The 12,952-nt window shown below is 62.6% G+C and carries 11 protein-coding genes; 9 read left to right on the forward strand and 2 right to left on the reverse strand.

Annotation, left to right across the window (positions count from 1 at the left end; all coding sequences use genetic code 11):
* Window positions 1-48 precede the first annotated feature (48 nt).
* Window positions 49-1,473, forward strand: coding sequence for a 23S rRNA (uracil(1939)-C(5))-methyltransferase RlmD (rlmD, locus tag GCT13_RS16450; RefSeq protein WP_407670803.1), 1,425 nt, complete (start codon window positions 49-51; stop codon window positions 1,471-1,473).
* A gap of 178 nt (window positions 1,474-1,651) precedes the next feature.
* On the opposite strand, the gene GCT13_RS16455 is transcribed toward rlmD, so the two are convergent.
* A complete protein-coding gene (locus tag GCT13_RS16455; protein WP_407670804.1) occupies window positions 1,652-2,455 on the reverse strand; it encodes an outer membrane protein assembly factor BamD in 804 nt (267 codons plus the stop codon).
* 92 nt (window positions 2,456-2,547) lie between these two features.
* On the opposite strand from GCT13_RS16455, the gene GCT13_RS16460 reads away from it, so the two are divergent.
* The 7 genes from GCT13_RS16460 (at window position 2,548) to GCT13_RS48385 (ending at window position 10,328) form a co-directional block, all read left to right on the forward strand.
* Window positions 2,548-3,837: an RluA family pseudouridine synthase gene (locus GCT13_RS16460; RefSeq protein WP_152759847.1), complete on the forward strand. Its 1,290-nt coding sequence runs from the start codon at window positions 2,548-2,550 to the stop codon at window positions 3,835-3,837.
* A complete protein-coding gene (gene pgeF, locus GCT13_RS16465; protein ID WP_152759849.1) occupies window positions 3,834-4,685 on the forward strand; it encodes a peptidoglycan editing factor PgeF in 852 nt (283 codons plus the stop codon). The genes GCT13_RS16460 and pgeF overlap by 4 nt, the downstream gene beginning before the upstream one ends.
* Before the next feature lie 411 nt (window positions 4,686-5,096).
* On the forward strand, window positions 5,097-7,109 hold the full coding sequence (phaC, locus tag GCT13_RS16470) for a class I poly(R)-hydroxyalkanoic acid synthase (protein WP_152759851.1): 2,013 nt from the start codon (window positions 5,097-5,099) through the stop codon (window positions 7,107-7,109).
* A gap of 182 nt (window positions 7,110-7,291) precedes the next feature.
* Complete coding sequence (locus tag GCT13_RS16475; RefSeq protein ID WP_152759853.1) at window positions 7,292-8,473, forward strand: acetyl-CoA C-acetyltransferase; 1,182 nt, start codon at window positions 7,292-7,294, stop codon at window positions 8,471-8,473.
* 177 nt (window positions 8,474-8,650) lie between these two features.
* Complete coding sequence (locus GCT13_RS16480) at window positions 8,651-9,391, forward strand: 3-ketoacyl-ACP reductase (RefSeq protein WP_152759855.1); 741 nt, start codon at window positions 8,651-8,653, stop codon at window positions 9,389-9,391.
* A gap of 148 nt (window positions 9,392-9,539) precedes the next feature.
* Entirely contained in the window at window positions 9,540-10,118 is a 579-nt protein-coding gene (phaR, locus tag GCT13_RS16485) for a polyhydroxyalkanoate synthesis repressor PhaR (RefSeq protein ID WP_012400378.1), read from the forward strand.
* Between the two features lie 63 nt (window positions 10,119-10,181).
* A complete protein-coding gene (locus GCT13_RS48385; protein ID WP_193727681.1) occupies window positions 10,182-10,328 on the forward strand; it encodes a hypothetical protein in 147 nt (48 codons plus the stop codon).
* A 368-nt stretch (window positions 10,329-10,696) separates the two neighbouring features.
* Here the strand turns inward: GCT13_RS48385 and GCT13_RS16490 are convergent, their stop codons facing one another.
* Complete coding sequence (locus GCT13_RS16490; protein WP_227746873.1) at window positions 10,697-11,266, reverse strand: aggregation-promoting factor C-terminal-like domain-containing protein; 570 nt, start codon at window positions 11,264-11,266, stop codon at window positions 10,697-10,699.
* Window positions 11,267-11,559: 293 nt separating this feature from the next.
* On the opposite strand from GCT13_RS16490, the gene rimO reads away from it, so the two are divergent.
* Window positions 11,560-12,951, forward strand: a complete 1,392-nt coding sequence (gene rimO / locus GCT13_RS16495; RefSeq protein ID WP_152759857.1) for a 30S ribosomal protein S12 methylthiotransferase RimO — start codon at window positions 11,560-11,562, stop codon at window positions 12,949-12,951.
* Window position 12,952 lies beyond the last annotated feature (1 nt).

Below are 12,952 nucleotides of genomic sequence, written 5' to 3' on the forward strand. Positions count from 1 at the left end.
TTTTTCATTTCGGGTCCCACTTTTACACAGTCTGTCAGGAAGTCGCAGGTGTCCGAATCTGTTACCCCCATTGGTAAAACGCGCTCGCCCCGCAAGAGCAGGCAGGCGCGCGACGAGGCGGCCGCTGGCCCGTTCAAGGCGCCCGAACTCGATATCGACTCGCTCGACATGGAAGCGCGCGGCGTCGGCCGCACCGTCACGGAAGACGGCTCGCCCGGCAAGGTCATCTTCGTCGAGGGCGCGCTGCCCGGCGAACGCGTCACCTATTCGAGCTACCGGAAGAAGCCTAGTTTCGAACAGGCGCAAGTCGTCGATATTCTTAAAGAGAGCGTGATCCGTACCCGCCCGCAGTGCAAGTTTTTTGGCACGTGTGGCGGTTGTTCGATGCAGCATCTCGACGTGCGCGCGCAGATCGCCGTGAAGCAGCGCGTGCTCGAAGACAATCTGATGCATCTGGCGAAGCTGCGCGCGGAAACCATCTTCCGGCCGATCCACGGCCCGTCGTGGGGCTATCGGTATCGCGCGCGGCTGACGGTGCGCAACGTCGTGAAGAAAGGCGGCGTGCTGGTGGGCTTTCACGAGAAGAAGAGCAGCTACGTCGCCGACATGACGAGCTGCGAAGTGCTGCCGCCGCATGTGTCGGACATGCTGGTGCCGCTGCGCCATCTGGTCGAAGGGCTGTCGATTCGCGAGCGCATGCCGCAAATCGAACTGGCCGTCGGCTCGTCCGTGACGGCGCTCGTGCTGCGCATCCTGGAGCCGATCAACGCCGCCGACGAACAGCTGCTGCGCGATTTCGCCGATCAGCACAACGTCCAGTTCTGGCTGCAGCCGAAGGGGCCGGATACCGTCTATCCGTTCTATCCGCTCGACCGGCAGCTCGACTACACGCTGCCCGAGTACGGCATCCGCATGCCGTTCCGTCCGACCGATTTCACACAGGTCAATCACCAGATCAACCGCGTGCTGGTCGGCCGCGCGCTGCGTCTGCTCGCGCCCGCAAAGACCGATCGCGTGCTCGATCTGTTCTGCGGCATCGGCAACTTCACGCTGCCGCTCGCGCGGGTTTCGCGCGAAGTGGTGGGCATCGAAGGCAGCGACGTGCTCACCACGCGCGCGCTCGAAAACGCGAAGGAAAATGGCGTCAATGGCCACACGTCGTTTGCGTGCCGCAACCTGTTCGAAGTCACCGCCGACGACATCCGCGCGCTCGGCCACTTCGACAAGTACTTGGTCGATCCGCCGCGCGAAGGGGCGCTTGCCGTATCGAAGGCGCTCGCGGACATCGCGCAGAGCGGCGAAGGGCCGCTGCCGAAGCGCATCGTCTATGTGTCTTGCAACCCGGCGACGCTCGCCCGCGACGCGGGTCTGCTCGTGCATGAAGCCGGCTATCGGCTGAAGGGCGCGGGCGTCGTGAACATGTTCCCGCACACGTCGCATGTCGAGTCGATCGCGCTCTTCGAGCGTGACTGACCGGGCGTGACCGACGCGAACGGAACCGCGCCCGTCATGAAGCGCGTCCGCGTAAAGCGGGCATCAATGCGCGGGCACCAAAGCGGACACGAAAGCGGGCACCAAAGCGGGCCGCCACAAACAAAAACGCCACGGTATCGAACCGTGGCGTTTTTCATATCGGCTGACGATCAGCAGGTCAGAACTGCCACCACGCCTTTTCCTTGCCCGGACGCGCATGGCCCGTGATATACGGGCTGTCCGGGAACGTGCCTGCCAGCACGCGCTTCGTATCGTCGGCGAGCTGCGGCTGGTCCAGCTTCTGATACGACAGCATCATGATGTGCAGCGCGTCTTCGATAGCGGGCGCGTTCTTGTATTCCCTGATCGCGAGCTGCGCGCGGTTGATCGCGGCCACGTACGCGCCGCGGCGATAGTAGTAGTCGGCCGCGTGCACTTCGTGCGAGGCCAGCGCGTTCACGATGTAGCGCATGCGCTGAGCCGCATCGGGCGCGTACTTGCTTTGCGGATACTTGTCGACGACGACCTTGAACGCGTCATACGACTCGCGCAGCGACTTCGGATCGCGCTCGCTCATGTCCTGGCCCGAGAAGCGGCCGAACAGACCGAGGTCGTCGTTGAAGTGGATCATGCCCTTCAGGTAATACGCGTACGCGATGTCCGGATGGTCTGGGTGCAGCTGGATGAAGCGGTTGACGGCCTGGTCGGCGGCATCCGTTTCGCTGTCCTTCCAGTTGCAGTACGCGACGTTGATCTGTGCCTGCTGCGCGAAGTGGCCGAACGGGTCGCGGCCTTCGAGCGCTTCGAAGTATTTCGCGCACTTGCCGAAGTCGCCGCCGTTCAGGGCGTCTTGCGCCTCCGTATATAATTTATTGTTGGTCCACGTCGCCGTTTCGTCCGTCTTCTGAGGCAGGCCATGACAGGCCGCCACCAGCGTCACGGCTGCCGCGCAAGCGACATAGCTGGCCACCTTTCTGGCCATCTGTTGGGCCACTGTCTTTCGAACAGTTTGAGTAATGATGTTCAAGGCTCGCATTTTCCAGTCTAGCTTTACGTCCAGGTGACCCAGTCTCGATGACCCGTTCCAATACTCCGCGCCCCGCAAAGGGCGCGCGGAAGAGCAACAAGGATTATAGCCCAAGCGCCAACCCCGCCGACGCATTGCCGGACGATAGCGCGAGCGATGCGCTCGACGACGATTTCGGCGGCGACGCACTCTCTTCCGAAGCCCCGAACACCGATGCCGAAAGCGCCGTGCCGCGCGCGGACGAAGCGCCGCGCGTCGTCACGGTACCGCCCGAGCTTGCGGGCGACCGGCTCGACAAGGTGCTCGCGAAGGTCTTTCCCGAGTTTTCACGCAGCCGCCTGCAAAGCTGGATCGAGGCGCAGCGCGTGCGTGTCGACGGACAGCCCGCGAAGATCCGCCAGCCGGTGCCGCTCGGCGCGATGATCGAGCTCGTGCCCGATCTGCTGCCCGAGCAGCTCGCATTCACGCCGGAACCTGTGCCGCTCGATATCGTCTATGAAGACGAGACGCTCGTCGTGATCAACAAGCCTGCCGGGCTCGTCGTGCATCCCGCCGCCGGCAACTGGAGCGGCACCGTGCTGAACGGCCTGTTGCACCGCTACGGCGACGCCGCCGCGGGCTTGCCGCGCGCGGGCATCGTGCATCGGCTGGACAAGGAAACGTCGGGGCTGATGGTGGTCGCGCGCACGCTCGAAGCGCAAACGGATCTCGTGCGCCAGTTGCAGGCGCGCACGGTGAAGCGCCGCTATCTCGCGCTCGTGTGGGGCAACATGCCGGAAGAAGGCACGATCGACGCGCCCATCGGCCGCGATCCGCGCGAGCGCACCCGTATGGCCGTCGTGACGGGCGCGGCGGGCAAACCCGCGCGCACGCACTTCAGGCGCATCGATTCGACGCTGTGGGAGCGTCAGCCCGTGTCGGCGATCCATTGCGATCTTGAGACGGGGCGCACGCATCAGATCCGCGTGCATTGCGCGCATGTGGGCCATCCGCTGCTCGGCGACCCGGTGTACGGCCGCGCGCGCGGCAAGCGCTCGGTGACGCCGCTGCCGGGCGGCTTCGCGCGACAGGCGCTGCATGCGTGGCGGCTCGCGCTGGTTCATCCGCGGACGGGCCGCACGATGCAATGGCGCGCCGACGTGCCCGACGATATCGCTGCCTTGTCCGAAGCACTGGGGCTGGGCCGCGAGCACGAAGACGAATACGCTGGCGACTACGACGAATACGAAGCGTTCTACGACGACGAAACCGATGCATCGCCCGATGCGGAAGACTACGTCGACGAAGACGAAGCAGACGAAGCAGATGGATCACACGACAAGGACGATCGCGCATGACGCTGCCTGACCTGACGATGAACGACGTGCTGCGGCCCGACTGGCGCGTGTCGCCGCGCGTGCATGCGTTCGTCACGACGCGCAACGGCGGTGTGAGCCTGCCGCCGTTCGGCACGTGGCGCGATGGCGCCGACGGGCCGGGCGGGCTGAATCTCGGCAAGAAGTCGGGCGACGATCTCGCGCATGTCGAACAGAACCGCGCGCGCGTGCTGCGGCTCACAGGGCTCGACGAAGCGGCGTGGCTGTCGCAGGTTCACGGCGCGACCGTCGTGAACGCCGACGACGCGCTCGCCGCCGCAAATCGCGGCGAGCCGCCCGTTCAGGCCGACGCGAGCGTGACCGACCGCACGGGCGCGCTGTGCGTCGTGATGATCGCGGACTGCATGCCCGTCCTGCTGTGCGATCCGCAAGGCCGCGCGGTCGGCGCAGCACATGCGGGCTGGCGCGGTCTCGCGGCAGGTGTCGTCGAAAATACGGCGCAGCGTGTCGCGTCGCTCGCGGGCACTGACATGTCAGCGCTGCACGCTTACCTGGGTCCGTGCATCGGTCCGGAGGCTTTCGAGGTCGGACCAGACGTGCGTGACGCCTTCATGAAAGGTGTCGGTGGCGCACAACGCGATGAGGTCGCAAGCGCCTTCGTCGATCACCCCGCGAACGCGGGCAAATACCTTGCGGATCTGCACAGGCTTGCACGTCTGCGGCTCGCGCAACTCGGCGTGACGCATGTGACGGGCGGCGACCATTGCACGTTCACTCAACGCGAGCGCTTTTACTCATATCGACGCGATCATGAGACGGGCCGAATGGCCGCGATGATCTGGCTCGCGGACGATAATGGGGCGCTCTAAGTCCCGCTGCGCAAAGGCCTTTTTGCTGCATCCGACACATCGCGAAGGCGCTTCGCGAGCTTCTTATGCTGCGGTGCGCGAACGTGAGAAGACCTATGCGGTTGCGCAGCGCATAAGCGTTCCGTGCCTGTGTGGATCAGGACAAGAGCCCGTCATGGCAGGCTCTTTTTGCATTGCACAGCACGACCGTGCACCCGAGCGCGAAACGCCTTGCTGCACATCGGGAAAACGATAATGAAAAAAATCCCGCACTGCGGCAAAATCGGGAGCAAGCATTGACATGCCTTGCGATGGGGCGCAAGAATGTTCTTCACAGGGCAAGGGCGCCACGTGGTCGTGATCCGATCGCGATCTCCGCGCCTGTACCTGCCTCTCAACCCGTCCGCGAGGACTCTTCGGTCAAAAGCAGGCATGGTTGCATCTCAAACTTCCTCGAATTCTTCTCGCAAGGACACCTCGTCAGACCGCGCTCAGCAAGAAGCGAATGCGGCAGGGGTTCAGCAATGGTTCGACGCATGGATGAACGCATGGCGTTCGCTAGGTGCGCCGGCCGCAGCAAATGGCAATCCGTTCAGCGTTCCTCCCATGCCGGACTTCGCGAAAGCGGCGACGGCCCAGGCGGGTTCTCTGCCATTTTTCAATCCCTTCGTCGAGCAGATCGCCCGGCAGTTTGCCCAGACGCCGGGCCAATCGGACGGTCAGGCTTCGGGCCAGCCGTTCAACGCATTCTTCGGACAGGCGTTCAATCCGCAGCTGGCTCAACAGTTCGCGCCGCAGTTTGCGCAACAGTTCACGCAGCAGCTCACGGGGCTGATGGTGCCGAGCGCGTCGATTCCGCCCGCGCGGCTTCAGCAGTTGCAGTCCGACTATTCGCGTGACGCGATGCAGTTGCTGCAGCAGGCGACCCAGGCAGCGTCGACGGGCATCGAGCTCAAGGACCGGCGTTTCAGTTCGGACGCCTGGAAGACGACCCCCGTCTACACGTACACGGCCGCGTGGTATCTGCTGAACGCGCGCTATCTGCAGGAACTCGTCGACGCGATCGAAACCGACCAGAAGACGCGCGAGCGCATCCGCTTCGCCGTGCAGCAATGGACGGCCGCCGCATCGCCGAGCAATTTCTTCGCGCTGAATCCCGAAGCGCAGAAGACGCTGCTCGAAAGCAACGGCGAGAGCCTGCGCCAGGGCGTGATGAACCTGCTCGGCGACATGCAGCGCGGCAAGATCTCGCAGACGGACGAATCCCGTTTCGGCGTCGGCAAGAACCTCGCGATGACGGAAGGCTCCGTCGTGTTCGAGAACGATCTGATGCAGCTGATCCAGTACAAGCCACGCACGGCGACGGTCCACGAGCGGCCGCTGCTCATCGTGCCGCCGTGCATCAACAAGTACTACATTCTCGATCTGCAGCCCGACAACTCGCTTGTTGCGCATGCGCTCGAGTCGGGTCATCAGGTCTTTCTGATTTCGTGGCGCAACGCGGACCAGTCGATCGCGCAAAAGACGTGGGACGACTACGTCTCCGATGGCGTGCTGAAGGCCCTCGATACCGCGCGCCAGATCAGCGGCCGCGAGCAGATCAATACACTCGGCTTCTGCATCGGCGGCACGCTGCTGGCAGCGGCGCTGGCGGTCGCGGCAGCGCGCGGCGAGCATCCCGCCGCGTCGATGACGCTGCTCACGTCGTTGCTCGACTTCAGCGATACGGGTGTGCTCGACATCTTCGTCGACGAAGCGCATGTGCAGATGCGCGAGCAGACGATCGGCGGCAAGAGTGGTATGCCCCCGGGCCTGATGCGCGGCATCGAGCTCGCGAATACGTTCTCGTTCCTGCGTCCGAACGACCTCGTGTGGAACTACGTCGTCGACAATTACCTGAAGGGCCGCACGCCGATGCCGTTCGACCTGCTGTACTGGAACAGCGATTCGACGAGCCTGCCAGGTCCGATGTATGTCTGGTATCTGCGCAACACGTATCTCGAGAACCGGCTGCGCGAGCCCGGCGCGTTGACGACGTGCGGCGAAAAGGTGGACCTGTCGCGCATCGACGTGCCGACGTTCATCTACGGCTCGCGCGAAGACCACATCGTGCCGTGGCAATCGGCGTATGCGTCGGTGCCGCTGCTGACGGGGCCGCGCAAGTTCGTGCTCGGCGCGTCGGGCCACATCGCCGGCGTGATCAATCCGCCGTCGAAGAAGAAGCGCAGCTACTGGTCGGTGGCCGGCGACGAGAAGGCGCTGCCCACGAACCCGGACGACTGGTTCGAAGGCGCGACGGAAACGCCGGGCAGCTGGTGGCCCGAATGGACGAACTGGCTCGACCAGTACGGCGGCAAGAAGGTGAAGGCGCCCACGGAACCGGGCTCGGCCGAATTCCCCGTGATAGAACCCGCGCCCGGACGGTACGTGCAGGTGCGCGAGTAATCGTTCGGGCGTCGAAGCAATTCACAAGCGATCGCCGTCGAAGTCAATGAGCGATCGCCGCAACGAATAACGAGTGACGACGGAGTGAGACAGACGCTGTATCGCAGTAACGCTGACTGACCGGATTAACAACTTGACGGGCTACTGTGGAGTGACACGCCGCAGCCCCAAAGGAAATCGAAATGACTGACGTAGTGATCGTATCGGCGGCCCGCACGGCTGTCGGCAAATTCGGTGGGTCGCTGGCGAAGATCGCGGCGCCGGAACTGGGCGCCACGGTGATTCGCGCCGTGCTGGAGCGCGCGGGCGTGAAGCCCGAGCAGGTGAGCGAAGTCATCATGGGTCAGGTTTTGGCGGCGGGTTCGGGTCAGAACCCGGCGCGCCAGTCGCTGATCAAGGCCGGCCTGCCGATGGCCGTGCCCGGCATGACCATCAACAAGGTGTGCGGCTCGGGCCTGAAGGCCGTAATGCTCGCAGCCAACGCGATCATCGCGGGCGACGCGGACATCGTCGTCGCGGGCGGCCAGGAAAACATGAGCGCCGCGCCGCACGTGCTGCCGGGCTCGCGCGATGGCTTCCGCATGGGCGACGCGAAGCTGATCGACAGCATGATCGTCGACGGCCTGTGGGACGTGTACAACCAGTACCACATGGGTGTGACGGCCGAAAACGTCGCGAAGGAATACGGGATCACGCGCGAAGACCAGGACAAGTTCGCGGCACTTTCGCAAAATAAGGCGGAAGCCGCACAGAAGTCCGGCCGCTTCGATGATGAAATCGTGCCGATCCAGATTCCGCAGAGGAAGGGCGATCCGCTGTCGTTCACGACCGACGAGTTCGTGCGCCACGGCGTCACGGCCGAATCGCTTGCGGGCCTGAAGCCGGCGTTCTCGAAGGAAGGCACGGTGACGGCCGCGAACGCGTCGGGCCTCAACGACGGCGCAGCCGCTGTCGTCGTGATGTCGGCGAAGAAGGCCGAGGCGCTGGGTCTCACGCCGATCGCGCGCATCAAGGCATACGCGAACGCGGCTGTCGATCCGAAGGTGATGGGCATGGGCCCCGTGCCGGCGTCGCGCCGCTGTCTGGAGCGCGCGGGCTGGAGCGTGAATGATCTCGACCTGATGGAGATCAACGAGGCGTTCGCCGCGCAGGCGCTGGCCGTGCACAAGCAGATGGGCTGGGACACGTCGAAGATCAACGTGAACGGCGGGGCGATCGCGATCGGCCATCCGATCGGCGCGTCGGGCTGCCGCATTCTCGTCACGCTGCTGCATGAAATGCAGAAGCGCGATGCGAAGAGGGGTCTGGCCTCGCTGTGTATCGGCGGCGGCATGGGCGTGGCGCTGGCTGTCGAGCGTCCGTAAGCAGGACCGTTTCACAAGGAGGCCGCCACGCAGGCCGGCGTTCGCCAGAGGGCGGTCGGTGCGTGGCGCGGTCCAATGGCCTTGCGGGCGGCGCAATCCGCCCCATGGCCGTGGATATCGCGAAGGGCGAAGCACGAGGCGGCTGGCGTCTCGTAAAACGATAATGGAGTGTGTTTTATGTCACAACGAATTGCGTACGTAACGGGCGGCATGGGTGGCATTGGCACGAGCATTTGCCAGCGTCTGCACAAGGATGGCTTCAAGGTGGTCGCGGGCTGCGGCCCGAACTCGCCGCGCCGCGTGAAGTGGCTCGAAGATCAGAAGGCTCTGGGTTTCGACTTCGTTGCTTCGGAAGGCAACGTGGGTGACTGGGAATCCACCAAGGCCGCGTTCGACAAGGTGAAAGCTGAAATCGGTGAAGTCGACGTGCTGGTCAACAATGCGGGCATCACGCGCGACGTCGTGTTCCGCAAGATGACGCACGAAGACTGGACGGCCGTGATCGACACCAACCTGACCAGCCTCTTCAACGTGACGAAGCAGGTGATCGACGGCATGGTCGAGCGCGGCTGGGGCCGTGTCATCAATATCTCGTCGGTGAACGGGCAGAAGGGTCAGTTCGGGCAGACGAACTACTCGACCGCGAAGGCCGGCATTCACGGTTTCACGATGGCCCTCGCGCAAGAAGTGGCCACCAAGGGCGTGACGGTCAACACCGTTTCGCCGGGTTACATCGGCACGGACATGGTGAAATCGATCCGCCCCGATGTGCTGGAAAAGATCGTCGCGACGATTCCGGTGCGCCGTCTCGGCACGCCGGATGAAATCGGGTCGATCGTTGCATGGCTGGCGTCGGACGAGTCGGGCTTCTCGACGGGGGCCGACTTCTCGCTGAACGGCGGCCTGCATATGGGCTGATCCGTGGGCGTTCCGCTTTGTCGTAGCAAGGACGAAGCAGGACGTTGCATGGTTCAGATGTTTCTGGCGGCGTCTTGTACGCGCAGTGTCATGCTGCGCGTGCGACAGGACGCCGTTTCTGCGCTTCATTCGCGCTCAAAGGCTTTACATGACCACTACTACAAAGAAAACAGCCGAACGACTCATTAAGAAATATCCGAACCGTCGACTGTACGATACAGAGACCAGCACTTACATCACGTTGACTGATGTGAAGCAGCTCGTGCTGGATCAGGAGGATTTCAAGGTCATCGATGCCAAGAGCAACGAAGACCTGACGCGCAGCATCCTGCTGCAGATCATTCTCGAAGAGGAGAGCGGCGGTCTGCCGATGTTCTCTTCGCTGATGCTGTCGCAGATCATCCGTTTTTACGGGCATGCGATGCAGGGCATGATGGGAACGTACCTGGAAAAGAACATCCAGGCGTTCATCGATATTCAGAACAAGCTCGCGGATCAGTCGAAGGGCCTGTACGAAGGCAAGACGATGAATCCGGAGGTCTGGTCGCAGTTCATGAACATGCAGGCCCCGATGATGCAGGGGATGATGACGAGCTATATCGAGCAGTCGAAGAACATGTTCGTGCAGATGCAGGAGCAGATGCAGAACCAGGCGAAGACGATGTTCAGCTCGTTCCCGTTCACGCAGCCTGCGCCGCAAGGGAACCCGGAGCCGGAGAAGAAGTAACCGGCGCGAGCGGTTCTTCAGGCGGGAAAGTTTCTTCTCGAGTTTTCCGGCCAGGACGCCTCGATGAGTCCGCCCGGCGGCGCGCCGGGCGGTGCGGCGTTGGGTGTGCGTCTATTCTTCGACCGCTTTGAAAAGGTGGAAGGCCTTGCCATCGAAGTGGTAGTAGTACGTGCCGCGGCCGTTTTCATTTCGGCTGCCGTGGACGACTAGCAGGCAACTGTCCCTCCGGTATGAAAGCGGCTCGGTCACGTCGAGTGGCCAATCCGAAACCGTGAACGGGACCATCGTGACGGCGCCCGTCCTCGCGTCGATCGCCGCGGCCATGACGCACCCCGCGCCGCATCCCCAACTGGCCATGATGAAATGACCGGCGAAATCGACGGGACGTTTCTGTGCTTTCCTCAACTTTGTCGCATAGCGACGGGTCTCTGCTGTCGTAAGTCTCAGGCGCGCTTGCTTTTGCACCGTTTCAGGTTTGGCTGTGCAATTTTCGAATTTTGGCAAATCGTCGGACGCGATACACCGAATCGACACGGCACATAAGATCGAAAGAAAACACAATGAGAGGCGCATAACGTTCAATACCAGTGATGTCTCTTCCAGAAATCTTTCGCCGATTTAGCTGAGTGGTATCGGCCATAAATGTAACGGATGCCGCCCTGACACTCTTCAACGGTATTGCCGAAGGATTGCTCGCCATGCGGGTTTAAACCGTATTGAGCACGGAGCAGCTGATAGAGGCCCCGCGCTGTTGATGCTCCATTGCGCGTGTCGACAATCCCGGCGGATTCTTGCGCCATGATCCAGAGAAGATCGTTGAAATCGGCGGATGAAACGCCTTCGAGCTCAATCGCCGTTCTGAGCGCCGACTGAACGTAGAGCGGTACGACACTCGTCGACTTTTCTTGCCAGGATCGTTTCGAATGTTTGATTGGCCTGTGGTTGTGAATATGCCGTGCGCTCATATTTGTCCTTGTCTGCTGATTATTCTGATGCCGCGATTTAGCCTTTCGTATCGAAAACGTTCCGGAAGGACTGCGGATAAGAAAATAATGAATGCGCGGGCGTAAATGAATCAGGGCGGTGTAATCATTTGTCAAATCTCCACGATCGGCAACAGAGGGGCCGCGTTCGTTGACAGAGGCCATGTGTGGACCTGCATGTGTCTTGACGAAGGGGCGTCGATAGCTCGTCCCTCCACATCATCCCGCCATCCCCCACCCACGGTATAATATGCGGTTGCTTGCGCGGGGCCATTCCGATCAGGCGTCGACCGTGCATCGCGCTACAAATCCGGTCCACATGGCCCCAATTCGCGGCGGCCCGTAATTGTTCTTTTCGCCGCACGGTGCACCCACGTTTGCCGCGGTTTGGCGCTCGGGCTGCACGCCCAGGCCTTCATCTATCGCGCCACTCATCGCTTCTCGCCGGACCACTCTCTATGTCGCAGACTTCAACCCCCGCCGCGCCGACCGCTTCGACTCCGAAGGTCGGATTCGTTTCCCTCGGATGCCCGAAAGCCCTCGTCGACTCCGAACAGATCATCACGCAGTTGCGCGCGGAGGGTTACGAGATCTCCGGCACGTATGACGGCGCGGACCTCGTCGTCGTGAACACGTGCGGTTTCATCGACGAAGCCGTCCAGGAAAGTCTCGACGCGATCGGCGAGGCGCTGAACGAGAACGGCAAGGTGATCGTCACCGGCTGTCTGGGCGCGAAGCAAAGCGCGAGCGGCTCGAATCTGATCGAAGAAGTGCATCCGAAGGTGCTCGCCGTGACGGGCCCGCATGCCGTCGGCGAAGTGATGCAGGCCGTGCACAGCCATCTGCCGAAGCCGCATGATCCGTTCGTCGATCTCGTGCCCGCCGCGGGCATCAAGCTCACGCCGCGTCACTACGCGTATCTGAAGATTTCAGAAGGTTGCAATCACCGCTGCACGTTCTGCATCATTCCATCGATGCGCGGCGATCTCGTCTCGCGACCCGTCGCCGAAGTCATGCTCGAAGCGGAGAACCTGTTCAAGTCCGGCGTGAAGGAACTGCTCGTCATTTCGCAGGACACGAGCGCGTACGGCGTCGACGTCAAATACCGCACGGGATTCTGGAACGGCAAGCCGATCAAGACGCGCATGACCGATCTCGTCGGCGCGCTCGGCGAACTGGCCGCGCAATACGGCGCGTGGGTGCGTCTGCACTATGTGTATCCGTATCCGAGCGTCGACGAAGTGATTCCGATGATGGCCGAAGGTCTGCTGAAGGGCCACGTGCTGCCGTATCTCGACGTGCCGTTCCAGCACGCGCACCCGGAAGTGCTGAAGCGCATGAAGCGTCCTGCCAACGCCGAGAAGGTGCTCGAGCGCGTGCGCGCATGGCGCGAGATCTGCCCGGACCTGACGATCCGCAGCACGTTCATCGCGGGCTTCCCCGGTGAAACGGAAGAGCAGTTCGAAACGCTGCTGGACTTCATCCGCGAGGCGGAACTCGATCGCGTCGGCTGCTTCGCGTACTCGCCCGTCGAAGGCGCGACGGCCAACGAGCTCGACGGCGCGCTGCCCGACGAAGTCCGCGAGGAGCGCCGCGCGCGCTTCATGGAAGTCGCGGAAGAAGTGTCGGCGAAGCGCATTGCGTGCAAGGTCGGCAAGACGCTGAAAGTGCTCGTCGACGAAATCAACGCCGACGGCGGAATCGGCCGCACAGCGGCGGATGCGCCGGAGATCGACGGCGTCGTGTATATCGCGCCCGCGACGAAAGCGTCGAAGCGCTACAAGGTCGGCGATTTCGTGTCGGTGAAGATCACGGGCGCCGACGGCCACGACCTGTGGGGCGAGGTTTAAG

Origin of the sequence: Paraburkholderia franconis (assembly GCF_009362735.1) — a bacterium.
Classification (GTDB): domain Bacteria; phylum Pseudomonadota; class Gammaproteobacteria; order Burkholderiales; family Burkholderiaceae; genus Paraburkholderia; species Paraburkholderia franconis.

Bases quoted from the DNA above. Each gene is read 5' to 3' on its own strand.
- GCT13_RS16455 (WP_407670804.1), bottom strand. From the start codon at position 2,455: ATGGCCAGAAAGGTGGCCAGCTATGTCGCTTGCGCGGCAGCCGTGACG.
- GCT13_RS16460 (WP_152759847.1), top strand. From the start codon at position 2,548: ATGACCCGTTCCAATACTCCGCGCCCCGCAAAGGGCGCGCGGAAGAGC.
- pgeF (WP_152759849.1), top strand. From the start codon at position 3,834: ATGACGCTGCCTGACCTGACGATGAACGACGTGCTGCGGCCCGACTGG.
- phaC (WP_152759851.1), top strand. From the start codon at position 5,097: ATGGTTGCATCTCAAACTTCCTCGAATTCTTCTCGCAAGGACACCTCG.
- GCT13_RS16475 (WP_152759853.1), top strand. From the start codon at position 7,292: ATGACTGACGTAGTGATCGTATCGGCGGCCCGCACGGCTGTCGGCAAA.
- GCT13_RS16480 (WP_152759855.1), top strand. From the start codon at position 8,651: ATGTCACAACGAATTGCGTACGTAACGGGCGGCATGGGTGGCATTGGC.
- phaR (WP_012400378.1), top strand. From the start codon at position 9,540: ATGACCACTACTACAAAGAAAACAGCCGAACGACTCATTAAGAAATAT.
- GCT13_RS48385 (WP_193727681.1), top strand. From the start codon at position 10,182: ATGAGTCCGCCCGGCGGCGCGCCGGGCGGTGCGGCGTTGGGTGTGCGT.
- GCT13_RS16490 (WP_227746873.1), bottom strand. From the start codon at position 11,266: ATGGCCTCTGTCAACGAACGCGGCCCCTCTGTTGCCGATCGTGGAGAT.
- rimO (WP_152759857.1), top strand. From the start codon at position 11,560: ATGTCGCAGACTTCAACCCCCGCCGCGCCGACCGCTTCGACTCCGAAG.